Below are 14,507 nucleotides of genomic sequence, written 5' to 3' on the forward strand. Positions count from 1 at the left end.
TGAAACTGCTGTCTACCCTGTTCAGACGGCCTATTACTTTTATTGAGGATAATGCCGCTTGCCGAAAATCGCGCTGCCGATACGGACATGGGTTGCGCCGCATTCTACCGCGATTGGCATATCTCCGGACATACCCATAGACAAAACATCTGCTTCAACGCCTGCCGCATTCAACTCAGCCAACAGCCGCTGCATAGTGTGAAACTGGCTGCGTAACTCATCATTGCTGCTGTCGGCCTTGGCCACACACATCAATCCGCGCACTTTAATATTTGGCAACTTGGCCACTTCAAGGGCCAGCGCAACCGCTTCATCGGGCGCCACACCGTGTTTCGCCTCTTCCGCGGCAATGTTCACTTCAATGCACACCTGCAACGGCGGCATTTCAGACGGCCTTTGTTCGCTCAAGCGCCGCGCCGTTTTCAGACGGCCTATCGTATGCACCCAATGTGCGCGTTCGGCCACAAATTTGGTTTTATTAGACTGCACATCGCCGATAACGTGCCAAACAATATCCGGCAAATCGGCCAGCGTTTCTGTTTTTTCAAACCATTCCTGAATATAGTTCTCGCCGAAATCGCGCTGACCGGCCGCATACACTTCGCGGATATCGTCTGCTGGAAAGGTCTTGCTGACCGCTACCAGCTTCACCGCATCCGCAGGCCGTCCTGCAGCCTCAGCCGCCTGTTCAACCGCCCGGCATACGTCCTGATAGTTTTGTTGCAATACCGACATGGTTTTCTCCTTTTACCCGTTCATCACTCGGCATTTTAAAAATTTTACTTGGTCGAACGGATTTATCTATTTAAAATAAAGCGATTTTATTATTCTAAACCAAAACAAGGCCACATTATGCAGATTACCGACTTACTCGCGTTCGGCGTGAAAAACAAAGCCTCCGACCTCCATTTGAGTTCGGGCATTTCCCCTATGATACGCGTACACGGCGACATCCGCCGCATCAACCTGCCCGAGATGAGCTCGGAAGAAGTCGGCACTATGATTACCTCGGTCATGAACGACCACCAGCGTAAGCTCTATCAACAGGATTTTGAAGTCGATTTCTCATTTGAGCTGCCTAATGTTGCCCGTTTCCGCGTCAACGCCTTTATGACCGAACGCGGCCCAGCCGCCGTATTCCGTACCATTCCGAGCACCGTCCTAACGCTGGAAGAATTGCGTGCGCCGCGCATTTTCCAAAAAATTGCCGAAAATCCGCGCGGTTTGGTCTTGGTAACCGGCCCGACCGGTTCGGGTAAATCCACCACGCTGGCGGCGATGGTCAACTACATCAACGAAACCCAACCAGCCCACATTCTGACCATCGAAGACCCGATTGAGTTCGTCCACCAAAGCAAAAAGGCGCTCATCAACCAACGCGAGCTGCATCAGCACACCCACAGCTTTACCAACGCCCTGCGTTCCGCTCTGCGCGAAGACCCAGACGTGATTTTGATCGGTGAGATGCGCGACCCTGAAACCATCTCCCTCGCCCTGACCGCCGCCGAAACCGGCCACTTGGTTTTCGGCACGCTGCACACAACCGGCGCCGCTAAAACCATCGACCGTATTGTCGACGTATTCCCAGCTGGAGAAAAAGAAATCGTGCGCTCCATGTTGTCCGAATCCTTGCGCGCCATCATTTCCCAAACCCTGCTGAAAACCCGCGACGGCAACGGCCGCGTCGCCGCACACGAAATCCTGATTTCCACACCGGCCGTACGCAACCTCATCCGCGAGAACAAAATCGCCCAAATCAACGCCGCCCTCCAAACCGGTCAGGCCCACGGTATGCAAACCCTCGATCAAGCCCTGCAAACCCTTGTCCGCCAAGGCACCATCAGCCCCGAGCTGGCACGCAGCAAGGCGCAAAACATCGAAAATCTCTCTATTTTCTAAACCATACTCAGGCCGTCTGAACCCCATCATCCCGTTTTCAGACGGTCTTTGAGCCTGACCGAATACCCGTTTTAAAGAGAATCATCATGAGCGACCTCGCCCCTCTACACGACCTGTTAAGCGAAATGGTGCAAGCCTACTCACAAAAAAACCAAGCACCGCACATCCCCACCCCGGCCGAAATCGGCACGCATCTTCATCCCCTGCTCGACCGCATGTGTGAAGAGGCCGAAAAACGCAACGCCTCCGACATCTTCATCAGCGCAGGCTTTCCCCCTGCCATCAAAGTCGGCGGCACCCTCACGCCCATGCCCCACAAAGCGCTGACCGGCGCGGACACCGCCGCCATCGCCGAATCCACCATGAACCCCGACCAGCTCGAAGCCTTCAATCGCGACTGGGAAATCAACTATTCCGTCCAATCGCGCAGCAACACGCGCTACCGCGTCAACGCCTACCACGAGCAAGGCCGCGTCGGCATGGTATTGCGCCGCATCAGCCAAGACATTCCCGAGATGAAGACCCTCGGTTTGCCCGAAAAACTCCAAGAGCTTGCCCTTGCACCGCGCGGCCTGCTGATCCTCGCCGGCCCGACCGGTTCGGGTAAGTCCACCACCATGGCCTCCATGCTCAACTACCGCAACCAAAAGCTGCCCGGCCATATCGTTACCATCGAAGACCCCATCGAGTTTATCTACAAGCCTTGCCGCAGCATCTTCACCCAGCGCGAAATCGGCATCGATACCGACAACTGGAAAATCGCCGTTCAAAGCGCCATGCGTCAAGCACCCGACGTCGTCTGTATCGGTGAAGTCCGCAGCGAAGAAAGCATGGAATACGCCCTCCAACTGGCTCAAACCGGCCATCTGTGCGTTTTCACCATCCATGCCAGCACGGCTTCCCAAACCATCGAGCGCATCATCAACTTCTATCCGGAAGACCGCCGCCAACAGGTTTTGATGGATTTGGCGTTAAACCTCGTCGGCATCATCGGCCAGCGCCTCACAATCAAGAAAAACCGCCAACGCACGGCCGTTACCGACCTCCTGCTCAACACTCCGGCCATGCAGGACTTGATTTTCAAAGGCGAATTGCTGGAAATCCGCGACCTGATGGCACGCTCCGGCAGCAACGGTATGCAGACATTCGACCAAAATCTCTTCACCCTCTACGCACAAGGCCAAATCGAACTCAGCGAAGCCCTGCGCCAAGCGGTATCCGCCAACGATTTGCGCCTGCGCATTCAAATGCACGACGAGGGCAATAATACCGAACGCCTCTACGACCGCATCAGCGACCTCAACCTGATGACCTGATGGCGCAAGCCAAAAAAGGCCGTCTGAACAAATGTGGAAACGAAATCAAATATTTCCCCGTATCCGTTCAGACGGCCTTATCCTATTTCAAACATTCTGAAACCGACTGAAAATCCTGTTAAAATCCAATCATTCACCCCATAACGAATAATAAACGACACCAGCATGAAAACTCCGCCGCTCAAACCTCTGATCATTGCCTCCCTGCCCGTCTTCGCCAGCGTGTTCATCGCCGCCACCCTCGTTTGGCACTTCAACACGCCCAAACTCGTCATGCCCTTCGTACTCGGCATTATTGCCGGCGGTTTGGTCGACTTGGACAACCGCCTCACAGGCCGTCTGAAAAACATCGTCATCACCGTCGCCCTGTTCACGCTCTCCTCGCTGCTTGCCCAAAGCACCATCGGCACAGGTGTTCCCTTCATCTTGGCCATGACCCTGATGACTTTCGGCTTTACCATCCTCGGCACCATCGGCCTCAAATACCGCACCTTCGCTTTCGGTGCGCTCGCCGTCGCCACCTACACCACACTGACCTACACCCCCGAGACCTACTGGCTGACCAACCCTGTCATGATTCTGCTGGGCACTGTCCTATACAGCGTCAACACCCTGATCTTCCAAATCATCCTGCCCCACCGCCCTGTCCAAGAAACCGTCGCCAACGCCTATGATGCACTCAGCAACTACTTCGATGCCAAAGCCGACTTTTTCGATCCCGACGAAGCCGCATGGTTGGGCAACCGCCAAATCGACTTGGCCATGAGCAACACCGGCGTGATTACTGCCTTCAACCAATGCCGCGGCGCACTTTTCTACCGATTGCGCGGCCAACACCGCCATCCGCGTACCGCCAAAATGCTGCGCTACTACCTCTGCGCGCAAGACATGCACGAACGCATCAGCTCCGCCCACGTCGATTACAGCGAAATGGCCGAGCAGCTCAAAAATACCGACCTCATCTTCCGCATACGCCGCCTGCTCGAAATGCAAGGCCAGGCATGCCGCAACGTTGCCGCCTCCCTGCGCAACAACAAACCCTACGCATACAGCAAACGCCTCGGCCGCGCCATGGAAGGCTGCCGCCAATCCCTCGGCCATTTTGCCGAGACCCATGCCGACAATGCCAATCTCCACAATATCCGCCGCCTGCTCGACAACCTCAGCAGCGTCGATTACCAACTGCGGCAACTGCAAAACGATGCGTCCCTTGCCGAAAACGACAATGCCGACACCCGCATCGCCGCCCTTGAAAACACCAATTTCCGCAATATCGGCGAAACCGTCCTCAGCCAGCTCAATTTCGAGTCCGGTGTATTCCGTCACGCCACCCGCCTCTCCATCGTCGTGGCCGCGGCCTGCATCATTGTCGAAATCCTCCATCTCAACCTCGGCTACTGGATTCTGCTGACCGCCCTTTTTGTCTGCCAGCCCAACTACACCGCCACCAAAAGCCGCGTGTACCAACGCATTGCCGGCACGATTCTCGGCGTGATTGTCGGTTCGCTCGTCCCCTACTTCACCCCGTCCGTTGAAACCAAGCTCTGGATTGTCATCGCCAGCACCACCCTGTTCTTCATGACCCGAAGCTACAAATACAGCTTCTCCACCTTCTTCATCACCATCCAAGCCCTGACCAGCCTCTCGCTTGCCGGTTTGGACGTGTACCACGCCATGCCCATCCGCATCATCGACACCATCGTCGGTTCCGTTATCGCATGGGCCGCCGCCACTTACCTCTGGCCGGATTGGCGTTACCTCACTCTCAGCCATACAGCCGCCCAAACCATCACTGCCAACGGCCGCTATCTCGACGCCATCCTCGACCAGCTGCAAAACGGCAGCCACGACGATTTCGACTACCGCCTCACCCGCCGCCAAGCCCATGAAAGCACCGCCGCCCTCAGCAGCACCCTGTCCGACATGAGCAGCAACCCGAAAAAATACCAAGACCGCCTGCAAGACGGTTTTACCCTGCTCAAAACCAGCTATGCGCTGACCGGCCACATTTCTGCGCTCGGCGCATACCGCGACCAAGTCCGAATCGACGGCAACGACGGCTTTGCGCCCTATGCCAAGCTGACCCACCACATCGCCGAGTTGCTGACCCAAATGCCCCAAACCGACCCCGAGGCTTTTGAAACGGCCATGACCCAAATCCGTCAGGAATTTGCCGAGCTTGAACAAAACACACAAGCGCAGCAAGACCACATCCTCAAACACCAGCTCGACCTGATTATCCGTCAGCTTACCCCGTGCTATCAGGCATTGCACCGACAAGCCGACGCAGAGGCCGTCTGAAAAGAGCCGGATGCTTTCCAGCCTGTTTAGCAACAAGTCTGCCAACCATCGGCGTTGAATCCAGCTAAACACTTTCTCGAATAAAAACCAAAACAAAAGGCCGTCTGAAACCTGATTTCCAGATTTCAGACGGCCTTTATTCAGCCATCGATATTAAAACCGATTATGCGCCGCGTTTTTCCAAAGCAGCAACGGCAGGCAACTCTTTGCCTTCCAAGAACTCAAGGAACGCGCCGCCGCCGGTAGAAATGTAGCTGATTTGATCGGTTACGCCGAATTTGGCAATCGCCGCCAAAGTGTCGCCGCCGCCGGCAATCGAGAACGCATCGCTTTGGGCAATCGCTTCGGCCAATACTTTGGTACCGCCGGCAAATTGGTCAAATTCAAACACGCCGACCGGGCCGTTCCATACGACCGTACCGGCAGCTTTGAGCAAATCGGCCAAAGCAGCGGCAGATTTAGGGCCGATGTCCAAAATCATATCGTCTTCGGCAACGTCGGCAATGTCTTTCACCACAGCTTCCGCATCGGCGGCGAAGGCTTTAGCGACAACCACATCGGTCGGCAGCGGTACAGAGCCGCCTTTAGCCGCCATTTTCGCCATGATTTTTTTGGATTCTTCCACCAAATCGTGTTCAGCCAAAGATTTGCCGATGGCTTTGCCTTCTGCCAACAGGAAAGTATTGGCGATGCCGCCGCCGACGATGAGTTGGTCGACTTTGTCGGCCAAAGATTCGAGGATGGTCAGTTTGGTAGACACTTTGCTGCCGGCAACGATGGCAACCATCGGATGAGCCGGTTGTTTCAGGGCTTTGCCCAAAGCGTCGAGTTCGCCCGCCATCAACACGCCGGCGCAGGCAACGGGCGCGGCTTGGGCAACGGCTTCAGTCGAAGCTTGGGCGCGGTGGGCGGTACCGAATGCGTCGTTAACGAACACATCACACAAAGAAGCGTAGGCTTTGCCCAGCTCCAAGTCGTTTTTCTTCTCGCCTTTGTTGATGCGCACGTTTTGCAACATCACGACATCACCGGCGTTCAAAGTCGGTTTGTTTTCACGCCAGTCATTCAATACTTTCACGTCTTTGCCCAACAGTTTGCCCAAATGCGCGGCAACAGGCGCCACATCGTCTTCAGGATGGAATTCGCCTTCGGTCGGACGGCCGAGGTGGGTCATCACGATCACAGACGCGCCGTTGTCCAAGCAGTATTTGATGGATGCGAGCGAAGCACGGATACGGGTGTCGTCGCTGATGTTGCCGTCTTTGAACGGTACGTTCATATCGGCGCGGATCAGAACGGTTTTGCCTTGAACATTTTGTTCGGTCAGTTTCAAAAATGCCATGATGATTCCTTTGTGATGGTTGGAAACGGGAATGTTTGGGATTATCCGCGAATGAGGCGCGACGGTAAAGATTGGCAACGGCCGCGCTTGATGTGAATCAGCAGATAAGGCCCAGACCGTCTGAAACATTCAGCCAATCTTTGCAGATTTTCCGCTATACTTTGGCGATTGATTTTCATTTTACGGATTGAACCATGTTACGCCGAATTGCTTTAATGCTTGCCTTCTCGCTGCCTGCCGCCTCATGGGCGCAGACGCTTTCTGAAACCCTGCCCAACGGTCTGAAAATCATCGTCAAAGAAGACCACCGCGCGCCTGTGGCCGTTTCGCAGATTTGGTACAAAATCGGCAGCGTGGATGAAAAACCGGGCAAAAGCGGCCTGAGCCACGCTTTAGAACACATGATGTTTAAAGGCACGAAAGACGTTCCCTCCGGCGAGTTCAATCGCCGCGTGTCCGAGCTGGGTGGGCAAAACAATGCCTATACCAACCGCAATGAAACGGTGTATTACGAAAACGTCGCCGCCGCCAACCTGCCCGAGATTCTGAAGCTCGAAGCCGACCGCATGCACAACCTCAACTTCAGTGACAAAGAATTCCTCAACGAGATGAACGTCATCCGTGAAGAACGCCGCCAACGCACGGAAGACACGGCCGATGGCAAAATGTGGGAGCAAGCCTATCTTGCCGCCTTTACCCAACCGTCCATGCGCGCCTCCGTCATCGGCTACATGAAAGATTTGCACACCCTAAAAGCCGACGACTTGCGCGCGTGGTACAAACAGTATTACGCGCCCAACAATGCCGTATTGGTCATTGTCGGCGATGTCGATGCCAAACAAACGCTTCAGACGGCCGCCAAACTCTTTGGCGATATTCCGGCCAAAGCCCAGCCGCCGCGCAACAAACTCCATACCGAACCCTATTTGCGCAAGCCTGTTACGGTCAAAGCCACTTCTCCGGTCACACGCCAACCGCTGATTGCCATCAACTTCCGTGTGCCGAAACTCCAAAAATTGGATGACACGATGCCTTTCGCCCTCGACATCCTCTCCGATATTTTGGCAGGCAACGCGTCCAGCCGTTTTGACAAAAACCTCGTGCGCGGCAAGCAAACCGCATTGAACGCAGGAACGCATTACGACATCATCAGCCGAGAGATGCCGCTGTTCAGCGTAATGGCCATGCCTGCCGAAGGCGTGAAAACCGATACTCTGATTGCCCAGCTGCGCCAAGAAATCAAAGACATTGCCGACAACGGCGTTTCCGAAGAAGAATTGCAGCGCGTCAAAACCCAGGCAGCGGTCAGCGAAATCTACGCCAAAGACTCCATGTCTTCCCAAGCCTCCATGATGGGTCGCCTCGAAGCGCGCGGTTTCCAATATACCGACGAACAAGAAATCCACCGCCGCTTACAGGCAGTCAGCGCGCAAGAAGTACAGGCCGCCGCCCGGATGTTGACCGACGAGCGCATGAGTACCGTCATCATCGAGCCGCAAAAAACAGCCACCGCGCCAAGCAAAAAAGCTGCCAAACGCCGATAAACATCAGGCCGTCTGAAAGCCCATACCCTTTCAGACGGCCTTAACAGAAAGCCACAACATGAAACCCACCCTGCTCGCCCTTGCCCTACTCCTGCCCTTAAGCATCCAAGCCGCCACCGACATCCAGCGTTGGCGCAACCGCGACGGCACCCAAATCCTCCTTGTCGAACGCCACGAAAACCCCATCATCGACCTTGAAGTCAGCTTCAAGGGCGCAGGCAGCGTCGCCAATCCGGACGGCAAAAGCCAAGTTGCCGAATTTACCGCCGCCCTCCTGACCGACGGCACCCAAGAGCTGGACGAAGAAGCCTTCAATGCAGAAGCTGACAACATCGGTGCGCACATCAGCAGCGACAGCAATGCCGAGAGCGCATCCGCAGGCTTCCGCAGCCTCAGCAAAGTCGACATCCTCGACAAAGCCGCCAACTTGCTCAATCACTCGCTGACCCATCCGCGTTTTGACGAAGCCGTTTTCCGCCGCCGTCAAATCCAATCCATTACCGGCTTGCAACAACAAGAAACCACCCCCGACTACACCGCCACGCGCGAACTGACCAAGCTCATCTACCCGAACCACCCCTACGGCAGCGGCGCAAACGTAACCGTCGACAGCCTCAAACGCGTCAACCTCGACGACATCCGCGCCTTCCACCGCACCCACTACGGCAAAGACAACGCCATCGTCGCCATCGTCGGCGACCTCAACCGCAACCAGGCAGAGCAACTGGTCGAACGCGTCCTCAAAGACCTGCCAGCCAAAGCCACCGCAACCCACGCCATCCCGCCCGTTCCCAAACAAACCGCCCAACGCCGCGACATCCCCTTTGCCGGCACACAGGCACAAGTCCTGCTCGGCACCTCCCTCATCAAACGCCACGACCCCGACTACTACGCCCTCGTTGCCGGCAACTACATCCTCGGCGGCGGCGGTTTTGACAGCCGCCTCATGAAAGTTTTGCGCGACCAACACGGCTACACCTACGGCGTATACAGCAGCCTCGCCCCAGCGACAGAAGAAGGCACGTTTGCCGTTTCCTACTCCACCCAAAAGAAAAACACCAAAGCCTCACTGGCTGACACCCAAGCCGTCATCGAGCAGTTTATCGCCGAAGGCCCGACCGAAGCCGAGCTGAAACAGGCCAAGGCCAACATCGTCGGTAGCTTCCCCCTGCGCTATGATTCCAACGATAAACTGCTCAACTACCTGAGTCTGATCGGCCTCTACGACCTGCCCAACGACTACTTGGAAGCCTACCCCAAAGCCATCAACAGCCTGACCGTCGAACAAGTCCGCAACGCATGGCAACGCCACGTTAAATTCAAAGACCTCAACACCGTCGTTGTCGGCGCAGAATAAAACGCTTTAAAACAACAGGCCGTCTGAAAGATTTTTCAGACGGCCTGTTGTCATTCTATCGGTTTGCTGATCTTGTCATCAGAGGCCACTCTAATCAATAAAATATCGGTCACAATCAGCTGTTGTTGTACATTTATAATGAAAGCAAAGACATCATAAATAGCCTCTCTATTACTGAAGTCGACAAATATAAAGGCCGTCTGAAACCTTGAAGCAGGTTTCAGACGGCCTTTTGTAACCGGTTTATTGCTTACTCAACCGTTACCGATTTAGCCAAGTTACGCGGTTTGTCCACGTCTGTGCCACGGGCAAGGGCGGCGTGGTAAGACAGGAGCTGCACGGGGATGGTGTGCACAATCGGCGAGAGTACGCCGACGTGGCGTGGGGCGCGGATAACGTGCACGCCTTCGGTGGCGTTGAAGTTGCTGTCGAGGTCGGCGAAGACAAAGAGTTCACCGCCGCGTGCGCCGACTTCCTGCATATTGGCTTTGACTTTGTCCAACAGGCTGTCGTTCGGGGCAATCACGACAACGGGCATGTTCTCGTCCACCAATGCCAACGGGCCGTGTTTCAACTCACCCGCAGGATACGCTTCGGCGTGGATATAGGTAATCTCTTTCAGCTTCAATGCGCCTTCAAGGGCGATTGGGAAGTGGATGCCGCGGCCCAAGAAGAGTGCGCTGGTTTTCTTGGCAAATTTTTGCGCCCAAGCGGCGATTTGCGGCTCAAGATTGAGAACGTGCTGAATGCTGCCCGGAAGTTGACGCAATTCTTCGACGTATTCACGCGATTGTTCGTCGGAAACCAGACCGCGCTGTTTGCCCAAGGTAACGGCCAAGCCGAACAGGACAACCAGTTGGGTCGTGAACGCTTTGGTAGAGGCAACGCCGATTTCTGCACCGGCGCGGGTGTACAGTACCAACTCACTTTCGCGCGGCAGGGCGGATTCCATCACGTTACAGATAGACAGGCTGTGTTTGTGTCCCAAAGATTGCGCGTATTTCAGGGCTTCCATGGTGTCCAAGGTTTCGCCGGATTGGGAAATGGTGATGACCAATTGTTTCGGATCGGCAATCACGTCGCGGTAGCGGTATTCGCTGGCGATTTCTACGTCGGTCGGCACTTTGGCGATGGATTCGAGCCAGTATTTGGCGGTCAGCGCGGCATAGTAGGACGTACCGCAGGCAAGGATTTTGATGCTGTGGATATCGTCGAACACTTCGCGTGCATTCGCGCCGAAGTTTTCAGGTTCGAAACCGCCGTCCAAGAAAACTTCGGCAGTATCGGCGATGGCACGGGGTTGCTCGTGGATTTCTTTTTGCATGAAGTGGCTGTATGGGCCCAACTCCAAAGAAGCCAAAGACAATTCGGACACTTTAATCGCACGTTCGGTTTGCGCACCGGTTTTGTCGAGCAGTTTTTCGATGCCGTTTGCGTTCAGCAGGGCGATGTCGCCGTCTTCCAAGTAAGCGATGCGGCGGGTAAAGGCGATCACGGCGGATACGTCGGAAGCGATAAAGGTTTCTTGGTCGCCCAAGGCCACCAACAACGGGCAGCCCATGCGCGCAACAACCATTTGTTCAGGGTTGTCTTGTGCGATAACGGCAATAGCGTATGCGCCGTGGAAACGGGCAGTCGCAGCTTGGACGGCTTCAAACAGTTTGCCGCCGTTTTGTGTGTATTCGTGGTTGACGCTGTGGGCGATGACTTCGGTATCGGTTTGCGATTCGAAGGTGTAACCCAAAGCTTGCAGGCGTTCGCGTTCGGCTTCAAAGTTTTCGATGATGCCGTTGTGGACAACCGCGATCATGCCGCCGGAAATATGGGGGTGGGCGTTAGGCTCGGTTACACCGCCGTGGGTTGCCCAACGGGTATGGCCGATGCCGATATGGCCGAACACGCCTTTTTCGCGCGCGGCGTCCTCCATCAGCTGCACACGGCCGACACGGCGGACGCGTTTGATTTTGCCGTCCATGTTGACGGCGATACCCGACGAATCGTAGCCTCGGTATTCAAGGCGTTTGAGACCGTCGGTCAGAAAATCGACTACATTGTGATTGGCGCGAATAGCACCTACGATACCGCACATATAAGTTCCTTAGTATCAAAAGTTTGAGAAAATGACTGCTGCTCCGGCTCCCGAAAGCGGCAGTCGGAAAACGCCGTTTTATATTCATTGAAACGGCAAATCTGGGTTTCAGACGGCCTGTTGTTTCTCAAGGCCGTCTGAAAACAAATAAAAGACCAGCCTTACTTCTTATCGCCTTTTTCCGGACGCACCCAGCCTTCGATGACGGTTTGGCGCGAACGGGCGAGAACGAGTTTGCCGTCTTCGCAGTTGCGGGTAATCGCGCTGCCCGCGCCTGTCGTCACTTTGTTGCCGAGGGTAACGGGAGCAACCAGTACGCAGTTTGAACCGATGCGCACTTCGTCGCCGATGACGGTTTTGTGTTTGTTCACGCCGTCGTAGTTGGCAATAATCGTGCCGGCGCCGAAGTTGGTTTTGTTGCCGATCTCGGCATCACCGATGTAGGTGAGATGGTTGGCTTTGGTGCCGTTGCCGATGGTGGCGTTTTTGACTTCGACGAAGTTGCCGATGTGTACGTTGTCGGCCAGTTTGGCTTGCGGACGCAAACGGGCGTATGGGCCGATTTGGTTGTTTTCGCCGACTTCGCAACCTTCAAAATGAGAGAATGGGGCAATTTTGGTGTTGGCACCGATTTTGGCGTTTTTGATCACGCAGTTGGCACCGATTTCGACGTTGTCGCCGAGTTCGACTTCGCCTTCAATCACGACGTTGACGTCAATCACGACATCTTGTCCGTGTTTCAGACGGCCTCGTAAATCAAAACGTGCCGGATCACGCAGGGTTACGCCTGCTTTGAGCAATTCTTGCGCCTGTTCGGTTTGGAAAATACGCTCGAGTTCAGCCAGTTGGAGTTTGTTGTTCACGCCGGCGGCCAGATGGGAGGCGCGGACTTGAACGGGATGAACTTTGATACCGTCGGCAACGGCTTTGGCAATGAGGTCGGTCAGGTAGTATTCGCCTTGGGCATTGTTGCTGGAAAGGCTGTTCAACCAAGCTTCGAGTTTGGCGTTAGGAAGAACCAAAATGCCGGTATTGATTTCTTTCACGGCTTTTTGGGCGGCATCGGCGTCTTTTTCTTCGACAATGGCGGTTACGCTGCCGTTGCTGTCGCGGATGATGCGGCCCAAACCTGTCGGGTCGTTGGGCACGTCGGTCAGCAGGCCGACTTCGTTGCCTGCGGCTTCGAGCAGGGTTTCGAGGGTGGCTGCGTCAATCAGGGGGACGTCGCCGTACAACACCAGCGTGCGGCCTTCGGCAGACAGGTGCGGCAGGGCGGTTTTGACGGCGTGGCCGGTACCGAGCTGTTCGGTTTGTTCAACCCAAACGACATCGCGTTTGACGGTGTCCAAGACTTGCTCTTTGCCGTGGCCGATGACGACGCAGATGTTTTGGGGATTCAGGGAGGCGGCGGTGTCGATAACGCGCTCAACCATGGGAAGGCCGCCGATGCGGTGCAGCACTTTGGGCATTTTGGAGTACATGCGTGTGCCTTTGCCGGCAGCAAGGATGACAATATTTAAAGCTGTCTGAGCCATGATACGGTTTCCGTTGTCGTTGTTTGAGGCCGTCTGAAAAGTGTGGCAACAAGTGTTGATTGTTTTTCACTCCGTTTCAGACGGCCTTGGGATATTGTTATTCGGTTGCTGGCTGTTGGTTGGCAAATTGCGGTTTTTGCCAGTGCTGGCCGCGTTCGCCGTGTTCGGCATGATCCGCCTGATTGGATTGGACGGCGCGGCGCTCTGGGCGGAACTGGTTGTAATTCATGTTTTTAGAATAAGTACCGTCCTGATAAACGATAGGCGTGCCGGTAGCATATTTTTGGCGTACGGCGGTACGGCCGGATTCGTTGGTGTAGGTTTCCCAAGAGCAACCGGCCAAAACGGCGGCGGCGGTCAAAATTAAAGCGAGTTTACGCATGATGTTGTCCTTGTTTTTAAATGTCGGCAATACCGTGTATTGTACTTGTTTTTTCAAAACTTCACGGCAGTTTTGTGCAAAATTCAAGCAAACCCTGCATATCTTTCGCTATGCCGTCGGCAAATGGCAGCGGATGGGCCTTTTCGCCGTACCAAACGGTCTTCATGCCCAAGGCTTTGGCTTGGTGCAGATTGTCGGCGCTGTCGTCCACCATAATGCACTGTTCGGGTTTGACGCCCAACAGGCGGCAGACGTTGAGATAGGCCTGCGGATTAGGTTTGTAGAGCAGGCCGAAGTCGTCCGTGCCGAACAAGCCGTCAAAATGCGCTTCCAAGCCCAACGCTTCAACCAATGCGCGGACATAAAACGAAGGCCCGTTGGAAAATACGGCTTTTCGCCCTTTCAGACGGCCTAAAACATTATCAGTTCCATCCATACCCTCCACCTTTACCAAAATTTGCTTAAGTGGATGACTTTCAAGCAAAAATTCATCGATATCGACTTCGGGATGGTGGATTTGCAAACCGGCAAGCGTCGCACCGTATCGGTGCCAATAATCTTGGCGCAGATGGGAGGCGGCTTCTTCGGAAAGTTTCAGACGGCCTGCCATGTATTCGGTCATGGCGCGGTTGATGATGTAGAAAATACCGGCTTCGGCATTGTGCAAAGTGTTGTCGAGGTCAAACAGCCAAACGGGAGAATGATTCATATCGTGCCTTGATATGCAGATTTTGTTATGATA

At 54.8% G+C, this 14,507-nt stretch carries 11 protein-coding genes; 5 read left to right on the plus strand and 6 right to left on the minus strand.

Going from position 1 to position 14,507, the window contains the following annotated elements; translation table 11 throughout:
* Positions 1–39 precede the first annotated feature (39 nt).
* Complete coding sequence (locus tag KCG54_RS11260; protein WP_254324205.1) at positions 40–735, minus strand: YggS family pyridoxal phosphate-dependent enzyme; 696 nt, start codon at positions 733–735, stop codon at positions 40–42.
* A gap of 117 nt (positions 736–852) precedes the next feature.
* Here KCG54_RS11260 and KCG54_RS11265 point away from each other — a divergent pair, with 117 nt between their 5' ends.
* The 3 genes from KCG54_RS11265 to yccS all read left to right on the plus strand — a co-directional run bounded on the left by KCG54_RS11265 (position 853) and on the right by yccS (position 5,516).
* Entirely contained in the window at positions 853–1,899 is a 1,047-nt protein-coding gene (locus KCG54_RS11265) for a type IV pilus twitching motility protein PilT (RefSeq protein WP_070606632.1), read from the plus strand.
* 86 nt (positions 1,900–1,985) lie between these two features.
* The gene (locus KCG54_RS11270; RefSeq protein ID WP_254324206.1) at positions 1,986–3,215 is read left to right on the plus strand and encodes a PilT/PilU family type 4a pilus ATPase; all 1,230 of its coding nucleotides are present in this window, start codon (positions 1,986–1,988) and stop codon (positions 3,213–3,215) included.
* A 165-nt stretch (positions 3,216–3,380) separates the two neighbouring features.
* Positions 3,381–5,516, plus strand: coding sequence for a YccS family putative transporter (gene yccS, locus KCG54_RS11275; RefSeq protein WP_254324207.1), 2,136 nt, complete (start codon positions 3,381–3,383; stop codon positions 5,514–5,516).
* Between the two features lie 163 nt (positions 5,517–5,679).
* On the opposite strand, the gene KCG54_RS11280 is transcribed toward yccS, so the two are convergent.
* The gene (locus KCG54_RS11280; protein ID WP_004519232.1) at positions 5,680–6,858 is read right to left on the minus strand and encodes a phosphoglycerate kinase; all 1,179 of its coding nucleotides are present in this window, start codon (positions 6,856–6,858) and stop codon (positions 5,680–5,682) included.
* Positions 6,859–7,052: 194 nt separating this feature from the next.
* Between KCG54_RS11280 and KCG54_RS11285 the strand changes: the two genes are divergently transcribed.
* Together KCG54_RS11285 and KCG54_RS11290 are read left to right on the plus strand one after the other, a co-directional pair.
* A complete protein-coding gene (locus tag KCG54_RS11285) occupies positions 7,053–8,402 on the plus strand; it encodes a M16 family metallopeptidase (RefSeq protein ID WP_254324208.1) in 1,350 nt (449 codons plus the stop codon).
* A 58-nt stretch (positions 8,403–8,460) separates the two neighbouring features.
* Positions 8,461–9,759 (plus strand): M16 family metallopeptidase, encoded by a 1,299-nt coding sequence (locus KCG54_RS11290; protein ID WP_254324209.1) that lies wholly within the window; start codon positions 8,461–8,463, stop codon positions 9,757–9,759.
* Positions 9,760–10,009: 250 nt separating this feature from the next.
* Here KCG54_RS11290 and glmS read toward each other — a convergent pair whose 3' ends face one another.
* The 4 genes from glmS to KCG54_RS11310 form a co-directional block, all read right to left on the minus strand.
* Positions 10,010–11,848 (minus strand): glutamine--fructose-6-phosphate transaminase (isomerizing), encoded by a 1,839-nt coding sequence (gene glmS / locus KCG54_RS11295; protein WP_254324210.1) that lies wholly within the window; start codon positions 11,846–11,848, stop codon positions 10,010–10,012.
* Positions 11,849–12,009: 161 nt separating this feature from the next.
* Positions 12,010–13,383: a bifunctional UDP-N-acetylglucosamine diphosphorylase/glucosamine-1-phosphate N-acetyltransferase GlmU gene (gene glmU, locus KCG54_RS11300; protein WP_070606609.1), complete on the minus strand. Its 1,374-nt coding sequence runs from the start codon at positions 13,381–13,383 to the stop codon at positions 12,010–12,012.
* Between the two features lie 97 nt (positions 13,384–13,480).
* The gene (locus tag KCG54_RS11305) at positions 13,481–13,765 is read right to left on the minus strand and encodes a membrane lipoprotein lipid attachment site-containing protein (RefSeq protein ID WP_003686634.1); all 285 of its coding nucleotides are present in this window, start codon (positions 13,763–13,765) and stop codon (positions 13,481–13,483) included.
* Positions 13,766–13,826: 61 nt separating this feature from the next.
* Positions 13,827–14,474, minus strand: a complete 648-nt coding sequence (locus KCG54_RS11310) for a pyrimidine 5'-nucleotidase (protein ID WP_254324211.1) — start codon at positions 14,472–14,474, stop codon at positions 13,827–13,829.
* Positions 14,475–14,507: the final 33 nt, after the last annotated feature.

It is taken from the genome of Neisseria subflava (genome assembly GCF_024205705.1).
Lineage (GTDB): Bacteria > Pseudomonadota > Gammaproteobacteria > Burkholderiales > Neisseriaceae > Neisseria > Neisseria subflava_D.

What these genes read in the sequence shown, in the direction of transcription:
- yccS (WP_254324207.1), top strand. Translation starts at nt 3,381, where the DNA reads ATGAAAACTCCGCCGCTCAAACCTCTGATCATTGCCTCCCTGCCCGTC.
- glmS (WP_254324210.1), bottom strand. Translation starts at nt 11,848, where the DNA reads ATGTGCGGTATCGTAGGTGCTATTCGCGCCAATCACAATGTAGTCGAT.
- KCG54_RS11265 (WP_070606632.1), top strand. Translation starts at nt 853, where the DNA reads ATGCAGATTACCGACTTACTCGCGTTCGGCGTGAAAAACAAAGCCTCC.
- KCG54_RS11310 (WP_254324211.1), bottom strand. Translation starts at nt 14,474, where the DNA reads ATGAATCATTCTCCCGTTTGGCTGTTTGACCTCGACAACACTTTGCAC.
- KCG54_RS11285 (WP_254324208.1), top strand. Translation starts at nt 7,053, where the DNA reads ATGTTACGCCGAATTGCTTTAATGCTTGCCTTCTCGCTGCCTGCCGCC.
- glmU (WP_070606609.1), bottom strand. Translation starts at nt 13,383, where the DNA reads ATGGCTCAGACAGCTTTAAATATTGTCATCCTTGCTGCCGGCAAAGGC.
- KCG54_RS11305 (WP_003686634.1), bottom strand. Translation starts at nt 13,765, where the DNA reads ATGCGTAAACTCGCTTTAATTTTGACCGCCGCCGCCGTTTTGGCCGGT.
- KCG54_RS11280 (WP_004519232.1), bottom strand. Translation starts at nt 6,858, where the DNA reads ATGGCATTTTTGAAACTGACCGAACAAAATGTTCAAGGCAAAACCGTT.
- KCG54_RS11270 (WP_254324206.1), top strand. Translation starts at nt 1,986, where the DNA reads ATGAGCGACCTCGCCCCTCTACACGACCTGTTAAGCGAAATGGTGCAA.
- KCG54_RS11260 (WP_254324205.1), bottom strand. Translation starts at nt 735, where the DNA reads ATGTCGGTATTGCAACAAAACTATCAGGACGTATGCCGGGCGGTTGAA.
- KCG54_RS11290 (WP_254324209.1), top strand. Translation starts at nt 8,461, where the DNA reads ATGAAACCCACCCTGCTCGCCCTTGCCCTACTCCTGCCCTTAAGCATC.